General features: G+C 69.1%; 18 protein-coding genes. 11 read left to right on the forward strand and 7 right to left on the reverse strand.

Annotated features, from left to right (window positions below; genetic code table 11):
* From cysW to AC3EGR_RS04135, 3 genes are read left to right on the forward strand one after another with little or no spacing between them, the layout of a single operon-like run.
* Positions 1-903 (forward strand): sulfate ABC transporter permease subunit CysW, encoded by a 903-nt coding sequence (gene cysW / locus AC3EGR_RS04125; RefSeq protein WP_488545171.1) that lies wholly within the window; start codon positions 1-3, stop codon positions 901-903.
* Positions 900-2,003, forward strand: a complete 1,104-nt coding sequence (locus AC3EGR_RS04130) for a sulfate/molybdate ABC transporter ATP-binding protein (protein ID WP_488545172.1) — start codon at positions 900-902, stop codon at positions 2,001-2,003. The genes cysW and AC3EGR_RS04130 overlap by 4 nt, the downstream gene beginning before the upstream one ends.
* A 33-nt stretch (positions 2,004-2,036) precedes the next feature.
* A complete protein-coding gene (locus AC3EGR_RS04135; protein ID WP_488545173.1) occupies positions 2,037-2,579 on the forward strand; it encodes a disulfide bond formation protein B in 543 nt (180 codons plus the stop codon).
* 99 nt (positions 2,580-2,678) lie between these two features.
* On the opposite strand, the gene AC3EGR_RS04140 is transcribed toward AC3EGR_RS04135, so the two are convergent.
* Both AC3EGR_RS04140 and argA read right to left on the reverse strand, forming a co-directional pair.
* Positions 2,679-4,028: an erythromycin esterase family protein gene (locus AC3EGR_RS04140; RefSeq protein WP_488545174.1), complete on the reverse strand. Its 1,350-nt coding sequence runs from the start codon at positions 4,026-4,028 to the stop codon at positions 2,679-2,681.
* 92 nt (positions 4,029-4,120) lie between these two features.
* The gene (gene argA / locus AC3EGR_RS04145) at positions 4,121-5,470 is read right to left on the reverse strand and encodes an amino-acid N-acetyltransferase (protein ID WP_488545175.1); all 1,350 of its coding nucleotides are present in this window, start codon (positions 5,468-5,470) and stop codon (positions 4,121-4,123) included.
* Positions 5,471-5,547: 77 nt separating this feature from the next.
* On the opposite strand from argA, the gene AC3EGR_RS04150 reads away from it, so the two are divergent.
* The 4 genes from AC3EGR_RS04150 (at position 5,548) to AC3EGR_RS04165 (ending at position 12,836) form a co-directional block, all read left to right on the forward strand.
* The gene (locus AC3EGR_RS04150; protein ID WP_488545176.1) at positions 5,548-6,777 is read left to right on the forward strand and encodes a diguanylate cyclase domain-containing protein; all 1,230 of its coding nucleotides are present in this window, start codon (positions 5,548-5,550) and stop codon (positions 6,775-6,777) included.
* 56 nt (positions 6,778-6,833) lie between these two features.
* Complete coding sequence (locus tag AC3EGR_RS04155; protein WP_488545177.1) at positions 6,834-8,075, forward strand: diguanylate cyclase domain-containing protein; 1,242 nt, start codon at positions 6,834-6,836, stop codon at positions 8,073-8,075.
* Between the two features lie 107 nt (positions 8,076-8,182).
* Positions 8,183-12,004, forward strand: coding sequence for an ATP-dependent RNA helicase HrpA (gene hrpA / locus AC3EGR_RS04160; protein ID WP_488545329.1), 3,822 nt, complete (start codon positions 8,183-8,185; stop codon positions 12,002-12,004).
* Between the two features lie 127 nt (positions 12,005-12,131).
* Positions 12,132-12,836, forward strand: a complete 705-nt coding sequence (locus AC3EGR_RS04165) for a twin-arginine translocation signal domain-containing protein (protein ID WP_488545178.1) — start codon at positions 12,132-12,134, stop codon at positions 12,834-12,836.
* 57 nt (positions 12,837-12,893) lie between these two features.
* Here the strand turns inward: AC3EGR_RS04165 and AC3EGR_RS04170 are convergent, their stop codons facing one another.
* From AC3EGR_RS04170 to lptF, 5 genes are read right to left on the reverse strand one after another with little or no spacing between them, the layout of a single operon-like run.
* On the reverse strand, positions 12,894-14,060 hold the full coding sequence (locus AC3EGR_RS04170; RefSeq protein WP_488545179.1) for a pyridoxal phosphate-dependent aminotransferase: 1,167 nt from the start codon (positions 14,058-14,060) through the stop codon (positions 12,894-12,896).
* Positions 14,060-15,010: a CysB family HTH-type transcriptional regulator gene (locus AC3EGR_RS04175; protein ID WP_488545180.1), complete on the reverse strand. Its 951-nt coding sequence runs from the start codon at positions 15,008-15,010 to the stop codon at positions 14,060-14,062. Before AC3EGR_RS04175 ends, AC3EGR_RS04170 begins: the two co-directional genes overlap by 1 nt.
* A gap of 43 nt (positions 15,011-15,053) precedes the next feature.
* Entirely contained in the window at positions 15,054-15,413 is a 360-nt protein-coding gene (locus tag AC3EGR_RS04180; protein WP_488545181.1) for a sirohydrochlorin chelatase, read from the reverse strand.
* A 2-nt stretch (positions 15,414-15,415) separates the two neighbouring features.
* Positions 15,416-16,513: an LPS export ABC transporter permease LptG gene (lptG, locus tag AC3EGR_RS04185; RefSeq protein ID WP_488545182.1), complete on the reverse strand. Its 1,098-nt coding sequence runs from the start codon at positions 16,511-16,513 to the stop codon at positions 15,416-15,418.
* The gene (lptF, locus tag AC3EGR_RS04190) at positions 16,510-17,610 is read right to left on the reverse strand and encodes an LPS export ABC transporter permease LptF (protein ID WP_488545183.1); all 1,101 of its coding nucleotides are present in this window, start codon (positions 17,608-17,610) and stop codon (positions 16,510-16,512) included. The genes lptG and lptF overlap by 4 nt, the downstream gene beginning before the upstream one ends.
* 48 nt (positions 17,611-17,658) lie before the next feature.
* On the opposite strand from lptF, the gene AC3EGR_RS04195 reads away from it, so the two are divergent.
* From AC3EGR_RS04195 to AC3EGR_RS04210, 4 genes are all read left to right on the forward strand, one after another.
* The gene (locus AC3EGR_RS04195; protein WP_488545184.1) at positions 17,659-19,194 is read left to right on the forward strand and encodes a leucyl aminopeptidase; all 1,536 of its coding nucleotides are present in this window, start codon (positions 17,659-17,661) and stop codon (positions 19,192-19,194) included.
* 11 nt (positions 19,195-19,205) lie between these two features.
* The gene (locus AC3EGR_RS04200; protein ID WP_488545185.1) at positions 19,206-19,643 is read left to right on the forward strand and encodes a DNA polymerase III subunit chi; all 438 of its coding nucleotides are present in this window, start codon (positions 19,206-19,208) and stop codon (positions 19,641-19,643) included.
* Positions 19,643-19,951 carry a hypothetical protein gene (locus AC3EGR_RS04205; RefSeq protein ID WP_488545186.1) on the forward strand — a complete coding sequence of 103 codons (309 nt, stop codon included), beginning with the start codon at positions 19,643-19,645 and terminating at the stop codon, positions 19,949-19,951. The genes AC3EGR_RS04200 and AC3EGR_RS04205 overlap by 1 nt, the downstream gene beginning before the upstream one ends.
* Before the next feature lie 155 nt (positions 19,952-20,106).
* Complete coding sequence (locus tag AC3EGR_RS04210; protein WP_488545187.1) at positions 20,107-21,234, forward strand: branched-chain amino acid ABC transporter substrate-binding protein; 1,128 nt, start codon at positions 20,107-20,109, stop codon at positions 21,232-21,234.
* Positions 21,235-21,445 lie beyond the last annotated feature (211 nt).

The following is a 21,445-nucleotide window of genomic DNA, read 5'->3' on the forward strand; positions in this document are numbered from 1 at the left end:
ATGGCGACCGACCTCACGCGCAAGCGCGTCACCACCACCGAACCGGCCTGGGTGCGCAACACCCTGATCGGACTGGCCCTCGTGTTCCTGCTGCTGTTCCTGGTGATGCCGCTCGCGGCGGTCTTCACCGAGGCCTTGCGCAAGGGCCTGGGCGCCTATCTCGAGGCGCTGAAGGAGCCCGACGCCTGGTCGGCGATCCGCCTGACGCTGATCACCGCCGCCATCGCGGTGCCGCTGAACCTCGTGTTCGGCGTCTGCGCGGCCTGGGCCATCGCCAAGTTCGACTTCCGCGGCAAGTCCTTCCTGACCACGCTGGTGGACCTGCCGTTCTCGGTGTCGCCGGTGGTGTCCGGCCTGATCTACGTGCTGGTCTTCGGCGCGCAGGGCTGGTTCGGGCCCTGGCTCGCCGAGCACAACGTGAAGATCATCTTCGCCGTGCCCGGCATCGTGCTGGCGACCATCTTCGTCACCTTCCCCTTCATCGCGCGCGAGCTGATCCCGCTGATGCAGGCGCAAGGCACCGACGAGGAGCAGGCCGCGATCGTGCTCGGCGCGACGGGCTGGCAGACCTTCTGGCGCGTGACCCTGCCCAACATCAAGTGGGGCCTGATCTACGGCGTGATCCTGTGCAACGCGCGCGCCATGGGCGAGTTCGGCGCCGTGTCGGTGGTGTCCGGCCACATCCGGGGGCAGACCAACACGATGCCGCTGCACGTGGAGATCCTCTACAACGAATACCAGTCGGTCGCGGCGTTCGCCGTGGCGTCGCTGCTGGCCTTGCTGGCCCTGGTCACCCTGGTGATCAAGTCCGCGGCCGAATGGCAGCAGGAACGTGAGATGAAGGCGGCGTCCGAGCTGCCGCCGGAGCGCCCCCTGGGCCTCCAAGGAAAGGCAAGCGCATGAGCATAGAGATCCGCGACGTCAGCAAGAACTTCGGCAGTTTCCGCGCGCTGAACGACGTCTCCCTGAACATCGATTCCGGCGAGCTGGTCGCCCTGCTGGGCCCGTCCGGCTGCGGCAAGACCACGCTGCTGCGCATCATCGCGGGGCTGGAAACCGCCGACGCCGGCAGCATCCTGTTCGCCGGCGAGGACACCACGGACGTGCACGTGCGCGAGCGCCAGGTGGGTTTCGTGTTCCAGCACTACGCGCTGTTCCGGCACATGACGGTGTTCGAGAACGTGGCCTTCGGCCTGCGCGTGAAGCCGCGCTCGCAGCGGCCGACCGAAGCGCAGATCAAGCAGAAGGTGCACGAGCTCCTGGGGCTGGTGCAGCTGGACTGGCTGGCCGACCGCTTCCCCTCGCAGCTCTCGGGCGGCCAGCGCCAGCGCATCGCGCTGGCCCGCGCGCTGGCGGTCGAACCCAAGGTGCTGCTGCTGGACGAGCCCTTCGGCGCGCTGGACGCGAAGGTGCGCAAGGAGCTGCGCCGCTGGCTGCGCCGCCTGCACGACGACCTGCACGTGACCTCCATCTTCGTCACGCACGACCAGGAGGAAGCGCTGGAAGTCGCGGACCGCGTCGTCCTGATGAACGCCGGCAACATCGAGCAGGTGGGCTCGCCGCAGGACGTCTGGGACCACCCGGCCAGCCCCTTCGTCTACGGCTTCCTGGGCGATGTGAACCTGTTCCACGGCCGCGCCCATGAAGGCGAGGTGCACTTCGAAGGCATGCAGATCGATTCGCCCGAGCTCGCGGGGGCGCAGAACGCCCGCGCCTCGGCCTACGTGCGGCCGCACGACCTGGAGGTGCGGCGCTGGGCGCCCGGCGCCACCGGCATCGTCGTCAAGCTCTCGCGCGCCATCGTCGTGGGTCCCGTGGCCCGGCTGGAACTTCAGCCGGTCGACGGCACCAAACAGGCGGACAATCGGGTGGGAACGGACTCGCTGATCGAGGCGCAGATCCCCGCCCAGCAGTTCCGGGAGATGGGCGTGCGCGAGGGCGACACGCTGGTGGCGACACCGCGGCAGGCCCGCGTGTTTCTGGAGAGCGGTGCCGGCATCTGAGGGCGCCGGCAGGGGCGAAAGGACGGAGAGGGAATGAGGAATCTGGACTGGTTCGATGCGGCGCCCCGGCGCGTGCTGGCCCTGGTGGCGCTGGCCTGCGTGGCCATGCTCGCCTTCGGGCTCTACCTGCAGCACGTCGTGGGGCTGGAGCCTTGCCCCATGTGCATCGTGCAGCGCTATGCACTGGTGCTGGTGGCCGTCGTCGCGGGCCTCACGGCGGCCTTCAAGTCGCGCGGTGCGCTGCTGGCGGGGGCAGGGCTGATGACGCTCTTCGCCGGCTTCGGCGCCTTCGTCGCGGCCCGCCAGAGCTGGCTGCAGTGGTACCCGCCGGAGACCGCGTCCTGCGGCCGGGACTTCTACGGGATGATCGAGACCTTCCCGCTCAAGCGCGCGATCCCCCTGATCTTCCGCGGCAGCGGCGACTGCACCAAGATCGACTGGACCTTCCTGGGTGGCTCGATCGCCAACTGGTCCTTCCTGTGCTTCGTCGCGCTGGCGCTGGTGGGCGCCGTGCTGTTCGCGCGCCAGCTGCGCCCGCGCGCCAGCGGCGGCGTCAGCGCGCCGATGGCGGCTTAGGCGCTGTCACCCCGGATGTCGTCCCGGGCTCGACCCGGGACCCATGCGGCGCCCGATCCCGCGCCCGAGGGATTGCGGCTCAGGCCGCCCGTGACGTTTTCACAGCCCCGTCGGATACGTCTCCGCCGTTTCCCCGGCGTGCCACGCCGGTTCCGGGACCAGCGGTTGCAGCGCCCGCGTCTGGTCGATGTGGATCATCGCGTCGAACTGCGCGGGCAGGCGCGTGTGGAAGTAGTGGCTGGCACGTTCCGACTGCGGCAGGTAGATCACGCCGATCGCGCGCTGCAGCAGCTTGTCCTTCAGCAGTTCGCCCAGCGCCGCGTTGCCCTTCAGCGGCAGCCAGAAGCGTTCCTCTCCGGCCTCGTGGAAGAGGGCTTCGCAGCTTCCCGGCAGGCCGGGGCGCACCTGCATGCGCTCGCCCGCCCCATCCCATTCCGAGGCGGCCGTGACGGTCCCCGCATGCGTGCTGAAGCCCACCAGCATCGCCTGCTCGCCCCAGCGCTCGCGCGCGAGCTGGCCCACGTTCCACTCGCCCATGTCGCCCATCTCGGTGGCGCTGGCGTCGCCCAGGTGCGAGTTGTGCGCCCACACCGCCATGCGCGCCTGGCCCGCGAGGCCGTCGATGCGCTTTTCCAGCGCCTGCAGCGTCTCCACCATGTGGCTGTCGCGCAGGTTCCAGGACGACACCCGCCGGTGGAACATGGTGCGGTAGTACTCCTCCGCGTTGCGGACCAGCCTGGCGTTCTGCTGTGCGTGGAACAGGTCCGCGCGCTCCTCGGTCGAGGCCGCGATCAGTTCCGCGGTGCGCCGGTTCATTTCGCGCAGCTGCTGGATCACCTCGTCCTCGCAGCTCGATTGCATGCCGAAGCTCGCCGCGTAGCCATAGGCCTGGCTGTCCCCGCCGAAGTGGTCGAAGCAGGCGTAGCGGCTGCGCGCGCGCTGCGCCGCCTCGGGATCGTGGCGGTCCAGGTAGTCCAGGACGGCCCGCATGGAGCCGTAGAGGCTGTACAGGTCCATGCCGTAGAAGCCCGCCTGCCGCGAAGGCGCGCGGTCGCGGTTGTGCTCGCGCAGCCATTCGACGAAATCGCGCACCACCGTGTTGCGCCACATCCAGGTGGGAAAGCGCTCGAAACCGGAGAGCGCCTCTTCGGCGCTGCGGTCGTCCGAGCGCCAGCGCACGTAGCGGTTGACGCGCCAGGCGTCCGGCCAGTCGGCCTCGACCACCACCGCGTTGAAGCCGTGGTCGCGGATCAGGCCTTGCGTGAGCAAGGCGCGCTCGGCGTAGAACTCGTGGCTGCCGTGGGTGGCTTCGCCCAGCAGCGCCAGCCTGGCGCCGGCGAGCCGGGACATGAGCAGCGCGTCGCCGGCCGCGGCGGCCGGCAGGGCGCGCAGGTGCGGGCGCAGCTGCTCCAGCAAGCGTCCCGCCCGGGTGGAAAACGCATTGGCCATGCTCGAAGGTAGAGCGCCGGCGCAGGACGCAGTGTCGGCGTGCGGCGCCGCCGGTGTAGGACCGGTGGCTCAGCGGGCCGCGAAGCAGCAGCTCAGGCGAGCTTCTTGACGAAGACCAGGCTCTTGCGGTCCCAGTTGTACTTGCGCTTGCGCGCCTCCGGCAGCCAGTCGGGGTCGACCTGGACGAAGCCGCGCTTGAGGAACCAGTGCATGGTGCGCGTGGTGAGCACGAAGATGCTCTCCAGGCCCATCGCGCGGGCGCGCTGCTCCACGCGCCGCAGGATCTTCTCGCCGTCGCCCTGGCCCTGGCTTTGCGGCGAGACCGTCAGCGCCGCCATCTCGCCGGTGCGCGCCTCGGGATAAGGGTAGAGCGCGGCGCAGGCGAAGATCACGCCGTCGTGTTCGACGATGGTGTAGTTGGCGATGTCGCGCTCGATCTCGGTGCGGTCGCGCTTGACCAGCGTGCCGTCCTTCTCGAAGGGTTCGATCAGCTGCAGGATGCCGCCCACGTCGTCGGCCGTCGCCTCGCGCAGTTCCTCCAGCTTCTCGTCCACCACCATGGTGCCGATGCCGTCGTGGACGTAGACCTCCAGCAGCAGCGAGCCGTCCACCGCGAAGGGGATGATGTGGCTGCGCTCCACGCCGGCCTTGCAGGCCTTCACGCAGTGCTGCAGGTAGAAGCCCGTATCCGTGGGGTTGCTCGCCGGCGGCAGGCTGGCGAGCAGTTGTTCGGCCGCCGCCAGCGGCAGCTCGGTGTCGATCGGGTTGTCCTCGCCCTCGGCTTCCAGCGGCTTGGTGCGCACGCCGGGGATCTCGGTCAGGAAGATCAGCTTGTCCGCCTGCAGCGCGATCGCGACGCTGGTGGTGACCTCTTCCATCGTCAGGTTGAAGGCCTCGCCGGTGGGCGAGAAACCGAAGGGCGACAGCAGCACCATGGCGCCCAGGTCGATCGTGCGGCGGATGCCGGCCGCGTCCACCTTGCGCACCAGCCCGGAGTGCTGGAAGTCGACGCCATCCACGACGCCGACCGGCCGGGCCGTGATGAAGTTGCCGGAGATCACGCGCACGGTGGAGCCGGCCATGGGCGTGTTCGGCAGGCCCTGGCTGAAGGCGGCTTCGATCTCGTAGCGCAGCTGGCCGGCGGCTTCCTGGGCGCTGTCCAGCGCCACTTCGTCGGTGATGCGCATGCCGTGCGAGTAGCGGGCGGCATGGCCCTTGGCCTTGAGCTGCTCGTTGACCTGCGGCCGGAAGCCGTGCACCAGGACCACCTTGACGCCCATGCTTTGGATCAGCGCGATGTCCTGGGCGATGTGCGGCAGCTTGCCCGCGGCGATCGCCTCGCCCGCCATGCCCACCACGAAGGTCTTGCCCCGGTGCATGTGGATGTAGGGCGCCACCGAGCGGAACCAGGGCACGAAGGTGAAGTTGAAGATGGCGGACATCGGCGGTGAGGACTCGGCGCGACAGTGTAAGGGAACCCCTTGGGGAGGCCCTTGCCGTTTGCGCTATCGTGCACGCCATGGATCCGATCGCCGCCGGCTTCTGGGGGGCCTTCTTCGGCACGGCGACCCTCATGCTCGGCATCTCCCTGGCTGCCTTCCTGCGCCTGCAGCGCCGCGTCGCGCTGACGGCGGGCCTGTCCGCGCTCGTCTCCGCCCTGTTCGTCGCGGCCTACCTGGGCTGCCTGCCGCTGCAGCCCGCGGTCGAAGCGCGCGTGCTCGCGCACCTGGCGCTGCTGGTGGCGAGCGTGCTGTCGCTGATGCTGCTGGCCCTGCTCGGACTGCTGCGCCAGCCGGGCGTCGCGCGCCGCGCCGGCATCGGCCTGGCCGTGCTGGACGCGGCGGCGCTCGGAACCGGCTGGGCCTTGCCGGCGCAGCAGGCGCTGGTCCTCAGTTCGGTGCTCGCTTTCGCGCTGGGCTGCTTCATGCTGGGCGTCGCCATGCGCAGCGCGCGGCGCGGCGACCGCCTGGCATGGGCGACGGTGGGCGGCATCTCGGTCATGCTGGTGTCGCTGGCGGGCCTGAGCTGGATCGCCGTGGACCGCGAGGTCGCCTGGCCGGTCCATGCGCTCAGCGCCCTGGCCGGCATGGGGTACCTGGCCGTCATGGCGGCCGCGCTCTGGATGCGCTATTCCTACTTGCTGGAGCTGTCGGAGGTGATGGCGCACGGCCCCAGCTACGACCCGGTCACGCGCATGCGCTCGCACAGCGAGACCGGCCAGCTGGTGGGCGACGTGTTCTTCCACCGCGAGGCCGAGGCGCGTCCGGTCGGCGTGCTGGCGGTGTGCATCGCCAACCTGTATGCGCTGGAAAACCTGCATGGCCGCGCGGCCTTCAACCACGCGCTGTTCATCTGCGCCGGCCGCCTGCGCCGCTGCGTGCCGCAGACGGTGGAGATGGGGCGCCTGGGCGAGGACGGCTTCCTGCTGCTCACGCGCAGCATGGAAGACATGCGCGCCCTGGACCAGCTCGCGCGCGAGCTGCGCGAGCGCCTGGCGCGGCCGGTGTCCCTGAGCATCAGCCGCGAGCCCGGGCGCATCGACGGGCGCGGCACGGGCTGGGCGGCGGACGTCGGCATCGGCGTGCTTTCCACCAGCACGCAGGTGCGGCCGGCGCAGGCGGTGGCCACGGTGCGCGCGATGGCGCGCACGGCCTGGAGCTACGGCAGCCGCATCGCCTTCTTCGACCCGCAGCAAGGGCAGATCGCGGAACTGCTGCCGACGCAGCCCTCGGCGCTGTCGATCTCCTAGCGCCCAAAGCAACACCCGTGTGGCGCCCGCTGGCGCCCTTTGCTATCGTCCCCCGCATGGACAACGTCGCGGCGGCGTTCTGGGGCGCCTTCTTCTGCACGGCGACGCTGATGCTGGTGATCTCGCTGGCCGCCTTCCTGCGTTCGCAGCGGCGCGTTGCGCTCATGGCGGCCCTGACCTCCCTGTTCTCTGCGGCCTTCGTGGTGGCCTACCTCGGGTGGCTGCCGCTGCAAGAGCCGGTGGAGGCGAGGGTGCTCGCGCACGTGGCCGTGCTCACCGCGGTGACGCTCGCCCTCATGCTGATGTCCACGCTGGGCATGCTGCGGCAGGCGGCGCTCGGTCGCCGCGCCGTGGCGGCGCTGCTGGGTGCGGGAGCACTGGTGCTGCTGGCGGGCTGGCTGCTGGAGCCGGCGCAGGCGCTGGCGCTCAGTTCCGTGGCCACCTTTGCCGTCGGCGCCGCGATGCTGGTGGTCGCCGCCCGCGGGGCCATCCGGGGCGACCGCGCCGGCTGGATGGCGGTGGCCGGCCTCGTCTTCATGCTGGTCGCCATCGCGGGCCTGGGGTGGATCGCACTGACCCGCACCACCGCCTGGCCGGTGCATGCGCTGAGCGCCAGCGCCGGCGTGGCCTACCTGTGCGTGATCGCGGCAGTGCTGTGGGCCCGCTATTCCTACCTGCTGGAGCTGTCGGAAGTGCTGGCCCACGGGCCCAGCTACGACCCGGTCACGCGCATGCGCTCGCACACCGAAACCGGCCAGATGGTCGGCGACGTGTTCTTCCAGCGCAATGCGGAGGCCCGGCCCATCGGGGTGCTGGCGGTCTGCGTGGCCAACCTGTATGCCCTGGAGAACCTGCACGGGCGCGCCGCCTTCAACCACGCCCTGTTCGTGTGCGCCGGGCGGCTGCGCCGCGTGGTGCCGCAGAACGTGGAAATGGGCCGTCTGGGCGAGGACGGTTTCCTGCTGCTGGTGCCCCATGCGCCCGACGTGCAGCGGCTGGCTCAGCTGGCCGTGCAGATCCGCGACCGGCTGGCCCGGCCGCTGGCCCTGAGCACCACGCGCGAGCCGGCCGGCCTGGAGCAGGCCGCGACGACCTGGGGCGCCGACGTCGGCATCGGCGTGCTGTGCACGAACACCCAGGTGCGCCCCTCGCAGGCGGTGGCGACCGCCCGCGCCATGGCGCGCACCGCCTGGAGCTACGGCAGCCGGCTGGCGTTCTTCGACCCGCAGGCAGGCCAGATCGCCGAGCTCGATACCCGGTCGCCGGGCTGGGTCGCCCACGCCTCGGCCGCAGCCTGAGCGCGAGGGGCGGATAATCACGGGCTTTTTCCCGTGCCGTCTTGCCTGCCCCGCTGAACATCACCTTTCCCGAGAACCTTCCGGTCTCCGCCCGGCGCGAGGAGATCATGGCCGCGATGGCCGCGCACCAGGTGGTGATCGTCTGCGGCGAAACCGGTTCCGGGAAGACCACGCAACTGCCCAAGATCGCCCTGGCCATGGGGCGGGGCAGGCGCAATGCCGCGGACGGCAAGGGCCGCCTGATCGGGCACACGCAGCCGCGCCGCATCGCGGCGTCCAGCGTGGCCAAGCGCATCGCGCAGGAACTGGACACGCCCCTGGGCGAGGTGGTGGGCTTCAAGGTCCGCTTCCAGGACCGGCTGCAGCGCGACGCCTCGGTCAAGCTGATGACCGACGGCATCCTGCTGGCCGAAACGCAGTCCGACCCGCTGCTCAACGCCTACGACACGATCATCATCGACGAGGCCCACGAGCGCAGCCTCAACATCGACTTCCTGCTGGGCTACCTGCGCCAGCTGCTGCCGCGCCGGCCCGACCTGAAGATCGTGGTGACCTCGGCGACCATCGACGCCGAGCGCTTCGCGCAGCACTTCGCATCGGCGAAAGGGCCGGCGCCGGTCCTGTACGTGTCGGGGCGCATGTTCCCGGTGGAACAGCGCTGGCACCCGTTCGAGGAATCGCGCGAGTTCGACCTGAACGACGCCATCGCGGAGGCGGTCGACGAGCTCTGGCGCGGCAACGCGCCGGGCGACATCCTGGTGTTCCTGCCCGGCGAGCGCGAGATCCGCGAGGCCGCCGACCACCTGCGCAAGCACCTGGCGCACGACGTGCTCACGCGCAGCGCCGAAGTGATCCCGCTGTTCGCGCGCCTGTCGCAGGCGGAGCAGGACCGGGTGTTCGACAGCCACGCCGGGCGGCGCATCGTGCTTGCCACCAACGTGGCCGAGACCTCGCTCACGGTGCCGGGCATCCGCTACGTGATCGACACGGGCACCGCGCGGGTCAAGCGCTACAGTTTCCGCAGCAAGGTGGAGCAGCTGCTGGTGGAGCCGGTGAGCCAGGCGGCGGCCAACCAGCGCGCGGGCCGCTGCGGCCGGGTGGCCAACGGCATCTGCATCCGCCTGTACGACGAGAAGGACTTCGCGGGCCGGCCGCGCTTCACGGACCCCGAGATCCTGCGCTCGTCGCTGGCCGGCGTGATCCTGCGCATGAAGTCCCTGCGCCTGGGCGTGGTGGAGGACTTCCCCTTCATCGACCCGCCTTCGCGCCGTGCGATCTCGGACGGCTACCAGCTGCTGAACGAACTGGGCGCGGTGGACGACGCCAACGAGCTCACGCCCATGGGCGCCGAACTGGCCCGCCTGCCGCTGGACCCGCGCGTGGGCCGCATCATCCTGGAGGCGCGCCAGCGCGGGGCGCTGCAGGAAGTGCTGGTCATCGCCTCGGCCCTGTCGCTGCAGGACGTGCGCGACCGGCCGATGGAGCTGCAGGCGCAGGCCGACCAGCAGCACGCCAAGTTCGACGACGAGAAAAGCGAGTTCTCCGGCTACCTGCGCCTGTGGCAGTGGCTGGAAGAGTCGCGCGGCGGCCATGGCACGGACCATCGGCTGTCCAACCGGCAGTACGAGCAGCTGCTGCGGCAGAACTTCATCAACGTGCGCCGGGTGCGGGAGTGGCGCGACGTGCACAGCCAGCTGCTCACGGTGGTCACCGAGCACAAGTGGCGGCTGAACGACCAACCCGCCAGCTACGAGCAACTGCACAAGGCGATGCTCTCCGGCCTGCTGGGCAACATCGGCTTCAAGCCGGAGGACGCCGGTGCCAGCACGGGGCAGGGTGGCGACGCCTATCTCGGCGCCCGCGGGATCAAGTTCTACCGCCATCCCGGCGCGCACCTGAAAAAGCGCCCGGGCCGCTGGGTGGTGTGCGCCGAACTGGTCGAGACGACGCGCCTGTTCGGCCGCGGCATCGCCAACATCGAGCCGCAGTGGGTGGAGGAGGTCGCCGGGCATCTGCTCAAGAAGCAGCTGCTGGACCCGCACTGGGAGAAGAAGGCGGCCGAAGTCGTGGCCCTGGAGCGGGCGACCCTGTACGGGCTGGTGATCTACAGCGGCCGCCGCGTGCCCTTCGCCCGCGCCGACCTGCAGGGCGCGCGCGAGATCTTCCTGCGCGAAGGCATGGTCGCCGGCGAGTGGGAGACGCGCCTGCCCTTCCTGGCGGCCAACCAGAAGCTGGTGCGGCAAGTCGAGGAGCTGGAACACAAGTCGCGCCGGCAGGACGTGCTGGTCGACGAGGAGCTGATCTACGCCTTCTACGACCAGCAGGTGCCGCGCGACGTGTACAGCGGGGCGAGCTTCGAGCGCTGGTACGCCGAGGCCAGCCGCGCCCGGCCGAACCTGCTCAAGCTCACGCGCGAGGAGCTGATGCGGCACGAGGCGGCGGGCATCACCAGCAATGCCTTCCCCAAGACCGTGAAGCTCGGCGGCGTGGACTGCAGCGCGACCTACCTGCACGAACCGGGCGACCCGCGCGACGGGCTGACCGTGAGCGTGCCGCTGTTCGTGCTCAACCAGGTGAGCGAGGACCGGACGGAGTGGCTGGTGCCGGGCATGCTGAAGGACAAGGTGCAGGCCTTGCTCAAAAGCCTGCCGCAGCGGCCGCGTTCGCGCTTCGTGCCCTTGCCGGAATCGGCCGCGCGCATCGCGGAGCTCTTCTCCCAGCCGGAGCGCTACGCCAACGGCGCCCTCACGGACGCCCTGCTGAAGCTGGTGCGCGAGGAGACCAGCCTGGACGTGAAGCGGACCGACTTCAAGCTGGACATGGTGCCCGCGCACCTGTTCATGAACATCCGCGTCGTGGACGAACACGGGCGGCAGCTCGGGATGGGGCGCAACCTGGGGGCGCTGAAGGCGGAACTGGGGGCGAAGGCGCGGGGTGCGTTCCAGGCGCTGGCCGGAATGAAGGTGCCCGCTTCTCTTACCCCCGTCGAGGGCGGGCAGGGTGGGGGCGCTGCGGCGCTGGCCAGAGACGGGGCGCGCCCCCGTCCCAGCCTGGCCCCGGAGGCGGGCGCAGCGCAAGCCGAACAGAAATACACCGCGTGGACCTTCGGCGAACTGCCGGAGCTGATGGAAATCCGCAAGGGGGGCACCAGCCTGGTCGGCTTCCCGGCGCTGATCGACAAGGGCGATGCGGTGACCATCGAGGTCTTCGACGAGCCGGACGTGGCCGCGGCCAGGCACCGCGGCGGCCTGCGCCGCCTGTTCGCGCTGCAGCTGCGCGAGGCGCTCAAGTACCTCGAGAAGAACCTGCCCGAGCTGCAGAAGATGGCGGTGGCCTTCATGCCGCTGGGCACGCTGGAGGAGCTGCGCGAGCAGATCCTCGAAGTGGCGCTGGACCGCGCTTTCCTGCTCGATCCGCTGCCGGCCAACGCCGCCGACTTCCAGCGCCGCCTCGACGAGGGCCGGGGCCGCCTCACGCTCATTGCCAACGAGGTGGCGCGGCTGGCGGCCACCATCCTGGCCGACCACGCCACTGCGGCCCGCAAGATCAAGGACACGAAGAACCAGCCGGAGGCCACGGCGGACGCCTTGCAGCAGCTGCAGCGGCTGGTTCCCAAGCGCTTTCTCGCCGCCACCCCCTGGCCGCGGCTGCAGCACCTGCCCCGCTACCTGAAGGGCATCGTGCTGCGGCTGGACAAGCTGCGCGCGGACCCCGCGCGCGACGCCGCCCGCGTGGCCGAACTGCGGCCGCAGGAACAGCGCTACTGGCGCCTCGTTGCCGAGCGCAAGGGCCAGGTCGACGAGCGGATGGAGGACTTCCGCTGGCTGCTGGAGGAGCTGCGGATCAGTTTCTTCGCGCAGGAGCTGCGCACGCCGCAGCCGGTCAGCGTGAAGCGGCTGGACAAGGTGTGGTCCCAGCTCAACGCCTGACGGCTGGGGCCTTTCGGCCGACACCCGCGTTGCAGTTCCACGGCCGGGGACCTGGGTTCACGGTACAAACCCCCGATAGGCAGCCGGCTCGGCAGCGGCTACCGTGATGCAGCAAACGGAGGTTCGCATGGATCGAAGGAATTTCCTGGAGTCGTGCACCGCCGGCGCCGCCTGCGTCTCCGCCGCGGCCGGTTTTCCCGCCTGGGCGGCCGACGCCAAGCCCAAGGCGTACGCACGGACCCTGCTGGTGGACGAGCGAGGCGACCCCTTGCGTGCGTCCTCGCTCAAGCCCGAGACCAACTACGTCTTCCTGTACCCCTTCGAAGCCACGCCGGTGTTCCTGCTGGACCTGGGCAAGGCGGTAGCGGGGACGACCGTGAGCACGCAGGACCGCAACTCCTACAGCTGGCCGGGCGGGGTGGGCCCCAGGCGCAGCATCGTCGCGTTTTCGGCGATCTGCGCCCACCAGCTGGTCTATCCGACGCGGGAAGTGAGCTTCATCAGCTTTCGCAAGAAGCGCGCGCAGCGCGGCGTGCAGGACGGGCTGATCCACTGCTGCGCGGAGCACAGCCAGTACGACCCGGCGCGCGGCGCCGAGGTCCTCTCCGGGCCGGCCAGGCAGCCGCTGTGCGCCGTGCTGCTGCAGCACGACCCGGCGGCCGACACCCTGACCGCCTATGCCACCCTGGGGGTGGAACTGTTCGACGAGTTCTTCCGCAAGTACGAGCTGAAACTGAGCCTCGACGTGGGCCCGAAAGCGCGCAACCCCGTCATGGCGCAGGCCGTGGTGCGGGAACTGGACAAGTACTGCAAGAACCCGGTCCAGTGCTGAAGCCATCGCCCTGAAAAGTCGCAAGCGACTTTTCAGAGGGAGCGCAGCGCCCCCGGTTCAGAGTTTCGCCAGCCGCTCCAGCGCGGTGCGCAGCGTCTCGTCCTTCTTGGCGAAGCAGAAGCGCACCACCCGCTGGTCGAAACCGTCCCCGTAGAACGCCGACAAGGGGATGGCGGCGACGCCGATCTCGCTGGTGAGCCACTTGCAGAATTCGGCTTCCTGCAGGTCGCTGACCTGCGAGATGTCCACGCACTGGAAGTAGGTGCCTTCGCTGGGCAGCAGCTTGAAGCGCGTCCGCGCCAGGCCGGCGCGGAACAGGTCCCGCTTGTGGGCATAGAACGCAGGCAGCTGCAGGTAAGGCTGCGGCGAAGCCATGTAGCTCGTGAGGCCGTACTGCATCGGCGTGTTCACGGTGAACACGTTGAACTGGTGCACCTTGCGGAATTCCGCGCTCAGGGCGGCCGGCGCGGCCACGTAGCCCACCTTCCAGCCGGTCACGTGGTAGGTCTTGCCGAAGCTGGAGACAATGAGCGAGCGTGCCGCCAGCCCCGGAAAGCGCGCCGCGCTCTGGTGCAGCTGCCCGTCGTACACCATGTGCTCGTAGACCTCGTCGCTGATGACGAACACGTCCGTGGGCGCCAGCAGCTCCTGCAGCTGCAGCATCTCTGCGCGCGTCCAGACCGTGCCGCTGGGGTTGTGCGGCGAGTTGACCAGGATGGCGCGGGTGCGCGGCGACAGTGCGGCGGCGATCTTCGGGAAGTCCGGCCGGAACGTCCCCGGCACCAGCGGCACGCGCACGACCTTGCCGCCGGCCAGCTCGATGTTGGGCACGTAGCTGTCGTAGCAGGGCTCCAGCACGATCACCTCGTCGCCCGGCTTCACCAGCGCGAGCACCGCGGTGATGATGGCTTGCGTGGCCCCGGCGGTCACGGTGATCTCGGACGCCGGGTCGTACTTGCGGCCGTAGATCGCTTCCACCTTGGCCGCGATGGCTTCGCGCAGCGGCGCGATGCCGGTCATGGGCGGGTACTGGTTCAGGCCCTTGCGCATGGCCTCGGTCACCGCGTCCAGCAGCGCGGGGTCGCAGTCGAAATCGGGGAAGCCCTGTCCGAGGTTCACCGCACCCTTTTCCGAGGCCAGTGCGGACATCACCGTGAAGATGGTGGTGCCCATGGTGGGGAATTTGGTGACGATCGGGGGTGTGCGTTCGTTGCTCATGGACATCACATTTCGTAATCGTTGCCGTGGCCGCTCATGGCCTTCGCGATGAGGTTGCGATCCAGTCGGTCGGACAGGAGTTCGGCGAAGCGGTAGACGAAGGTGCGCAGATACGCGCCGCGCTTGAACGCCACGCGCGCCAGGTTCTGCCCCAGCAGGTGGCCGAGGGGCCGCACGGCCAGGTCGCTGTTGCCGTTGAGGGGGTCTTCGCGCACGGCCATCTCCGCCACGATGCCGATGCCCAGCCCGAGGCGCACGTAGGTCTTGATCACGTCGGAGTCGATCGCCTCCAGCGCGATGCGCGGCTGCAGCTTCTTCTGGGCGAAGGCCGTGTCGATGCGGGTGCGGCCGGTGAAGGACGGGTGGTAGGTGACCAGCGGCTCGGACGCGAGGTCCTCCAGCGTGATGCGCTCCTTCTTGGCCAGCGGATGCGCCAGCGGCAGCACCAGCACGTGCTGCCACTCGTAGCAGGGCAGGGTCACCAGGTCCGGGTAGTCGGACAGCGATTCGGTCGCCATGCCGATCTCGGCGACCTCGTCCAGCACCATGCGCGCCACCTGGTCGGGCGAGCCCTGGTGCAGGCTGACGGACACCTTGGGATAGGCCTCGCGCAGCTTGGCCACCGGCACCGGCAGCACGTAGCGCGCCTGCGTGTGGGTCGTGGCGATCGACAGCGTGCCGCTGTCCTGCGCACTGAACTGCTCGCCGATGCGCTTGAGGTTGCCCACCTCGCGCATGATGAGTTCTATGCTCTTGAGGACGTGCTGGCCGGGTTCGGTGACACGCTTGAGGCGCTTGCCGTGGCGCGCGAAGATCTCCACGCCAAGCTCGTCTTCGAGTTCGATGATGGCCTTGGACACGCCGGGCTGGGACGTATGCAGGGCCTTGGCCGCTTCCGTGAGGTTGAGATTGCGCCGCACCGCTTCCTGCACGAAGCGAAACTGATGCAGGTTCATGCTGAATTTCTTCTAAGAGAGAAATTCATTATGCCCGCTCGCCTTATTCCAATGCAATCTGTGCGAGCAGGTCCAGCACCCGGACGTCTTCCCCGACGGGCTTCTGCAACCTGAACACCACGTACGGGTGCGCGCTGCGCAGGCCGTCCACCAGCGCCGGCAGGTCCTCGCGCGCATGGCGGCCGGTGCCCAGGAACATCGGCACGACCGTGATCTCCTGGGCACCGGCGGTGACCAGCTCCGCGGCAGCGGCGGGCAGGCTGGGTGCGTCGAGTTCCAGGTACGCACAGCGCACCGGCGTCTCCGGCTTCAGCGTGCGCAGGCGCGTCGCCACGGTTTCCATCGGCAGGCGCCACAGCGGGTCGCGCGAACCGTGGCCGAACAGGATGATGGCGCGGTCCATGGCTAGCGCCTCAACACGAGCCAGCCGAAGGCGCCCAGCGACATCAGGGTGTAGAGGAAGCCGGGCGCCCCGGCCGCCACCCAGGGTTGCCAGTTCTGCAGGTTGCCGATGTAGCCGAACACGTTGTTCAGGAGGAAGAAGCTGATGCCGATCAGCACGCCGCCGAACACGTAGCTGGTGATCCCTCCCGAGCGGAAGTGCAGGTAGGCGAAGGGCAGGGCGAGCACCACCATCACCAGGCAGGACAGGGGATAGAACACCTTGCGCCAGAACTCGATCTCGTAACGCTGCGAGGTCTGCGAATTGGCGGCGAGGTGCCGGATGTACTGGAACAGGTCGATGGTGCTCATGCGGTCCGGCTTGAGCAGCGCCACGGACACCATCTCCTGCGTGATCTCGGTCGGCCAGCGCAGGGTCGGCAGCTTCAGGCGCTCCACCCTGGTGGCCCCGCCCTCGGTCGCGAACTCGGTGCGGTCGACGTCGCGCAGCACCCAGGCACCATCGGCAAAGCTGGCCGTCGGCGCTTGCGTGAGGGAGACCAGGAAGCCGCGCGAATCCGCCTCGAAGATGCGTACCCGCTCCATGCCGCCTTGCGGCGTGAGGCGAAAGACGTTGACATTGTACGAGAGATAGCGTTGCCGCTCCTTGAGCCAGGCCCCGGTCGTGCCGACCGACAGGCCGCCGCTCATGCGCGCCTTGAGCAGCTGCGCGGTGCGGTCGGACAGGGGCGCCAGGTAGTCGCCCGTGGCGAAGGTCAGGATTGTGAAGCCCAGTCCGAGCAGGAGCAGCATGCGCATGGCTCGCCAGGGGCCGAGGCCGCTGGTGCGCAGGATCGTGTACTCCGAGCTCTGGGCGAAGCGCGCCATCACGAAGATGGTGCCGATCAGCACCGCGATCGGCAGCAGCTCGTACAGATGGCTGGGCATGCTCAGTGCCACGAAGACCAGCGCCTGCGTCAGGCGATAGGCCTGCACGCCGCGGCCGACGTTGCCCAGCTCGTCGACGAAATCGAAGAAGAAGAACAGCGCGAGGAAGCCGATGCTCACGAAGGCGACGGCGGAGAGGACCTCGGCGTAGATGAGGCGGCGGATGGTTTTCACGCCGGTTCCCGCCGGAAACGTTGCAGCAGCGGGCGCACGGCCCAGTTGTTGTGCTGCTTGGCGAGCCAGAGCGACGCCAGCAGGAAGGTGCCGCCGTGCACGAGGAGCAGGAAGCCCAGGAAGGGCACGCGTTCGGCGGCGATCCAGCCCTGGCCCAGGTTCAGCAGGTTGTAGTACACGATGAAGGCGAACAGCGCGAACACGAGGTTGCCGCTGCGCCCGACACGCGGGTTGACGCTGGAGACGGTGATGGCCAGCAGCACGAAGTTCAGGCCCGCCAGCGCCAGGCCGACGCGCCAGGCGAGCTCCGCGAGGTTGTTGGGTGTGGGGTTGCGCAGCAGGAAGAGGCTGGAGCGGGTCTTCGCCGGGCTGTCCTCGCCCGGCACCAGCGCGTTGTCGCGCACCCGGGTGCCATGCTCCTCGAACTCGATGATGCGCAGGCCCTCGCCCTTGAGCGAATTCTCCAGCCGCTGCCCGTTGGACAGCAGCACGTACTGGTCGTCATCGATGAATTCGACGCGGCCGCTGCGCGCCGAAGTGACCGTCTCCTTGTCCTTCTCCGTGGTCGAAATGAAGATGTTCTTGCCGGACTTGTTGTCCGGCGTGTCCTTGTCCAGGAAGAACACGCGGCGGCCGCTGGCCGATTCCTGGAACTGGCCGGGAGCCACGCGCTCGAGGTCGCCCCGGCGGCCGTAGCGGTCCTTGAGCTCCTGCGCCTGCTGGTTCGCCCAGGGCCACACCGCCAGCGCCATCAGGGCGGTGACCAGCAGCACCGGCCAGGCGAAAGCGAACAGGGGACGCACCAGCGAGGACAGGCCGCGCCCGGCGCTGAACCAGATCACCATCTCGCTGTCGCGGTACATGCGCGAGAGCGTGCCGACGATGGCGATGAACAGCGACAGCGTGAAGATGGTGGGCAGGTAACCCAGCACGACATAGCCCATCACCATCATCACTTCCTCGGGGTTCACGCTGCCGCGGCTGGCGAGGCTGAGCGTGCGGATCAGCGTCATCGTCATGACGATGGTGACCAGGACCACGAGGGAGGCCCCGAAACTGCGGGCCAGCTCCTTGCGTACTGTTGAATGGAATAACATCTGCGGCTTGGCGCGCGCCCCGGGGCGCGCTGGAGAACAACAAGGATTATGGACTTCGAACTCAAGACCCTCGACCTCGCGGGTGCGGCCAACGAGAAGGCCGACGTGCTGCTGGTCCTGGTGACGGAATCCTTTCAGGCCGGCAAGGACCCGCTGTCGCGGCTGGCCGCGGCCGCCCTGCAGGCGCGCGACCTGGAGCCCAAGCCGGGCAAGCTGCTGCACGCCTACCGGGCCGAAGGCGTCGCTGCCGCCCGCGTGATCTTCGCCGGGGCCGGTGACGGATCCGGCAAGCGGGTGCAGGCCGCGGTGCAGGCCGTCGCCGGCGTGCTGCGGTCGTCGGCCGCCAGGAAGCTCGCCATCCTGCTGCCCGCCGGCAGCGGTGACGACGCCGTGCGGGCCGCCGTGTGCGGCACCGCGGAGAGCAGCTATGTCTACGTCGCCACCAAGTCCAAGCCGGAAGGCCGCGAACTGAAGAAGGTCGTGGTCGGCGTGGCCGATGCGGCTGCCAGCAGGCAGGCCTTCCAGCGCGCCCGCGCGGCGGCGGTCGGCATCGAGTTCGCCCGGGAGCTGGGCAACCTGCCGCCCAACTACGCCACGCCCACGCGGCTGGGCGAAGAGGCGGGCAAGCTGGCCAGGACGCACGGCCTGCAGGTCGAGGTGCTCGGTCCCAAGGAGATCGCGCGCATCGGCATGGGCTCCTTCCTGAGCGTGGCCAAGGGCTCGGCCGAGCCGGCGCGCTTCATCACGCTGCGCTACGAAGGCGCCGGCAAGGGCCAGGCGCCCATCGTTCTGGTGGGCAAGGGCATCACCTTCGACACGGGCGGAATCTCGATCAAGCCGTCGGCCGAGATGGACGAGATGAAGTTCGACATGGGCGGCGCGGCGAGCGTGCTGGGCACCTTCCGCGCCCTGGCGGAGCTCAAGCCGAAGCTGAACGTGATCGGCCTGATCCCCAGCTGCGAGAACATGCCGGACGGCAGCGCCTACAAGCCGGGCGACATCCTCACCAGCCTCTCCGGCCAGACGATCGAAGTGCTGAACACGGACGCCGAAGGCCGGCTGATCCTGTGCGATGCGCTGACCTACGCCGAGCGCTTCAAGCCGCGCGCGGTGATCGACATCGCCACGCTCACGGGCGCCTGCGTGGTCGCACTGGGCAACGTCCGCAGCGGCCTGTTCGCCACCGATGACGACCTCGCGCAACAGCTGCTCGCTGCCGGCGACGCAGCGCTAGACCCTTGCTGGCGCCTGCCGCTGGACGACGAGTACGCCGAGGGCCTGAAGACCAATTTCGCCGACGTCGCGAACGTCGCCGGCCGCGCCGGCGGTGCCGTCGTGGCGGCCAAGTTCCTGCAGCGCTTCGCCCAGAACTATCCCTGGGCGCACCTGGACATCGCCGGCACCGCCTGGAAGGGCGGGGCGGCCAAGGGCTCCACCGGCCGCCCCGTCGGCCTGTTGCTCGAATACCTGTTGGCCGAGGAAGGCACGGCCGTGCCGCGCGCGGCCGAAGGCCGGTCCGCCGTGACGGCCAGGGGCAAGGGCAAGGGCAAGCCCAAGGGCGGGCGCAGCCGCGCGGCGGCCTGAGCCCGGCGCGCATGACCGAGGTCACGTTCCACTTCAACGTGCAGGACAAGCTGGCCTACGCGTGCCGGCTGCTGCGCAAGGCGACCGGCGCGGGGTTCCGCGTGGTGGTCACCGGCCAGCCCGAGCAGCTGCGCGGCCTCGATGTGGAGCTGTGGACCTTCTCGCCGCTGGAGTTCATCCCGCACTGCCATGCGGCATCGGCCGAGCCGCAGGTGCTCGCCGCCTCGCCCGTGGTGCTGGCCGATTCCCCGCGCGGCACGCCGCACGAGCAGGTGCTGGTGAACCTGGGAGGCCGCGTGCCGGAAGGCTTCGAGCGCTTCGAGCGCCTGAACGAGCTGGTGTCCACCGACGAGGAAGACCGCCTGCAGGCGCGCAGCCGCTGGAAGCACTATGCGGACCGCGGCTACGCCATCAAGCGCCACGACGTCGCGACGAAGGAGGGCAGCTGATGGCCAGCAACCGCCCGCCGCCGCGTTTCGTGCCGACGCTGACCGAAGTGGTGCAATCCGGTCCCGCGCCGCTGGGCCCCTCGGTGGTGCCGCCGCTGGACCAGCTCGCCGAGCGCGTGCTGCGCCGCGTGGACCTCGTGCTCGAACGGCGCTTGCGCGAGGAGATCGCCTCCGTCGTGCTCGAACAGACCGCCGCACTCGCGCCGCTGTTGCGCGAGCGGGTGGAGGACCTCGTGCGCGAAGTGGTGTCGCAAGCTGTCGCCGAGGAGATGCAGTCGCGTCAACGCAGCGGCGGCAGCAACGTTTGAGGTCTGCGCGCACGGCACTGCATCGAACGCGTCGTTCGTTGACGTCCTAACCCTAAAGCTTTCCCTATGGTTCGGGCCCGGAAATTGCGATAACGTGCCGCCCGTTGAGTTAATAAAACGGACCTCAACCCATCACCCTAATCGGAGGTTTCCCTATGCAATTCAAGCTGAAATTGACGGCTGCCATGGCCATCGCGGCGGTGTGCGGCCTCGCCGCTGCCCAGGACCAGGTCGTCAAGATCGGTCACGTCGCCCCGCTGTCCGGCCCGCAGGCCCACTACGGCAAGGACAACGAGAACGGCGTCCGCATGGCCATCGAGGACCTGAACGCCCAGGGCGTCACCATCGGCGGCAAGAAGGTGAAGTTCGAGATCCAGGCGGAAGACGATGCCGCCGACCCGAAGCAGGGCACCGCCGCGGCGCAGAAGCTGTGCGACGCCAAGGTCGCCGGCGTGGTCGGCCACCTGAACTCCGGCACCACCATCCCCGCGTCCAAGGTCTACCATGACTGCGGCATCGCGCACGTCACCGGTGCCGCGACGAACCCGGCGCTGACCAAGCCCGGCTACGACACCACCTACCGCATCATCGCGAACGACAACGCCCTGGGCTCCGCCCTGGCGCTGTACGCCGCCGACAAGCTGAAGCTGAAGAAGGTTGCGATCATCGACGACCGCACCGCCTACGGCCAGGGCGTCGCCGAAGTGTTCAAGAAGACCGCCGTGTCCAAGGGCATGCAGGTCGTCGACGAGCAGTTCACCAACGACAAGGCCACCGACTTCATGGCCATTCTGACCGCCATCAAGGCCAAGAACCCCGATGCGGTGTTCTACGGCGGCATGGACCCGCAAGCCGGCCCGATGCTGCGCCAGATGGAGCAGCTGGGCATGACCAAGGTCAAGTACTTCGGCGGCGACGGCATCTGCACCTCCGAGATCGCCAAGCTGTCCGCGGGCGCCAAGACGCTGGGCAACGTGATCTGCGCGGAAGGCGGCGCTTCGATCGCCAAGATGCCCGGTGGCACGGCGTGGAAGGACAAGTACGACAAGAAGTACCCGGGCCAGTTCCAGGTCTACAGCCCGTACACCTACGACGCCACCTTCGTGCTGGTCGACGCCATGAAGCGCGCCAACTCGATCGACCCGAAGAAGTACATCCCGATGCTGAAGAAGGCGAACTACAAGGGCGTCACCGCCAACATCGCCTTCGAGCCGAACGGCGAGCTGAAGAACGCCGCGACCACGCTGTACAACTACGTGGACGGCAAGAAGACGCCGCTGTGAGCTGCTGATCCGCGGTAACTCCGTGTATCCGAAAGAGCCGCCTCCGGGCGGCTTTTTCGTGCGCTATGCATTGGTCCAAAAGCGTTGCGGGCGCGCTTCGGCCATGTAGGTACTGCGGAGCTTTTCCTGTGGGACCCTTCCTACAGGCCACGCCGGCATTGGGTTTGCGGGGCACGGAGGGTTCCTGTCGTGTTGAAGGCTTGTTGCGAAG

It is taken from the genome of Ramlibacter sp. G4-7 (genome assembly GCF_057784995.1).

Bases quoted from the DNA above. Each gene is read 5' to 3' on its own strand.
- AC3EGR_RS04130 (WP_488545172.1), top strand. From the start codon at position 900: ATGAGCATAGAGATCCGCGACGTCAGCAAGAACTTCGGCAGTTTCCGC.
- AC3EGR_RS04155 (WP_488545177.1), top strand. From the start codon at position 6,834: ATGGACAACGTCGCGGCGGCGTTCTGGGGCGCCTTCTTCTGCACGGCG.
- AC3EGR_RS04200 (WP_488545185.1), top strand. From the start codon at position 19,206: ATGACCGAGGTCACGTTCCACTTCAACGTGCAGGACAAGCTGGCCTAC.
- AC3EGR_RS04210 (WP_488545187.1), top strand. From the start codon at position 20,107: ATGCAATTCAAGCTGAAATTGACGGCTGCCATGGCCATCGCGGCGGTG.
- AC3EGR_RS04175 (WP_488545180.1), bottom strand. From the start codon at position 15,010: ATGAACCTGCATCAGTTTCGCTTCGTGCAGGAAGCGGTGCGGCGCAAT.
- AC3EGR_RS04140 (WP_488545174.1), bottom strand. From the start codon at position 4,028: ATGGCCAATGCGTTTTCCACCCGGGCGGGACGCTTGCTGGAGCAGCTG.
- AC3EGR_RS04150 (WP_488545176.1), top strand. From the start codon at position 5,548: ATGGATCCGATCGCCGCCGGCTTCTGGGGGGCCTTCTTCGGCACGGCG.
- AC3EGR_RS04165 (WP_488545178.1), top strand. From the start codon at position 12,132: ATGGATCGAAGGAATTTCCTGGAGTCGTGCACCGCCGGCGCCGCCTGC.
- AC3EGR_RS04205 (WP_488545186.1), top strand. From the start codon at position 19,643: ATGGCCAGCAACCGCCCGCCGCCGCGTTTCGTGCCGACGCTGACCGAA.
- AC3EGR_RS04135 (WP_488545173.1), top strand. From the start codon at position 2,037: ATGAGGAATCTGGACTGGTTCGATGCGGCGCCCCGGCGCGTGCTGGCC.
- hrpA (WP_488545329.1), top strand. From the start codon at position 8,183: ATGGCCGCGATGGCCGCGCACCAGGTGGTGATCGTCTGCGGCGAAACC.
- AC3EGR_RS04170 (WP_488545179.1), bottom strand. From the start codon at position 14,060: ATGTCCATGAGCAACGAACGCACACCCCCGATCGTCACCAAATTCCCC.
- cysW (WP_488545171.1), top strand. From the start codon at position 1: ATGGCGACCGACCTCACGCGCAAGCGCGTCACCACCACCGAACCGGCC.
- AC3EGR_RS04195 (WP_488545184.1), top strand. From the start codon at position 17,659: ATGGACTTCGAACTCAAGACCCTCGACCTCGCGGGTGCGGCCAACGAG.
- argA (WP_488545175.1), bottom strand. From the start codon at position 5,470: ATGTCCGCCATCTTCAACTTCACCTTCGTGCCCTGGTTCCGCTCGGTG.
- lptF (WP_488545183.1), bottom strand. From the start codon at position 17,610: ATGTTATTCCATTCAACAGTACGCAAGGAGCTGGCCCGCAGTTTCGGG.
- AC3EGR_RS04180 (WP_488545181.1), bottom strand. From the start codon at position 15,413: ATGGACCGCGCCATCATCCTGTTCGGCCACGGTTCGCGCGACCCGCTG.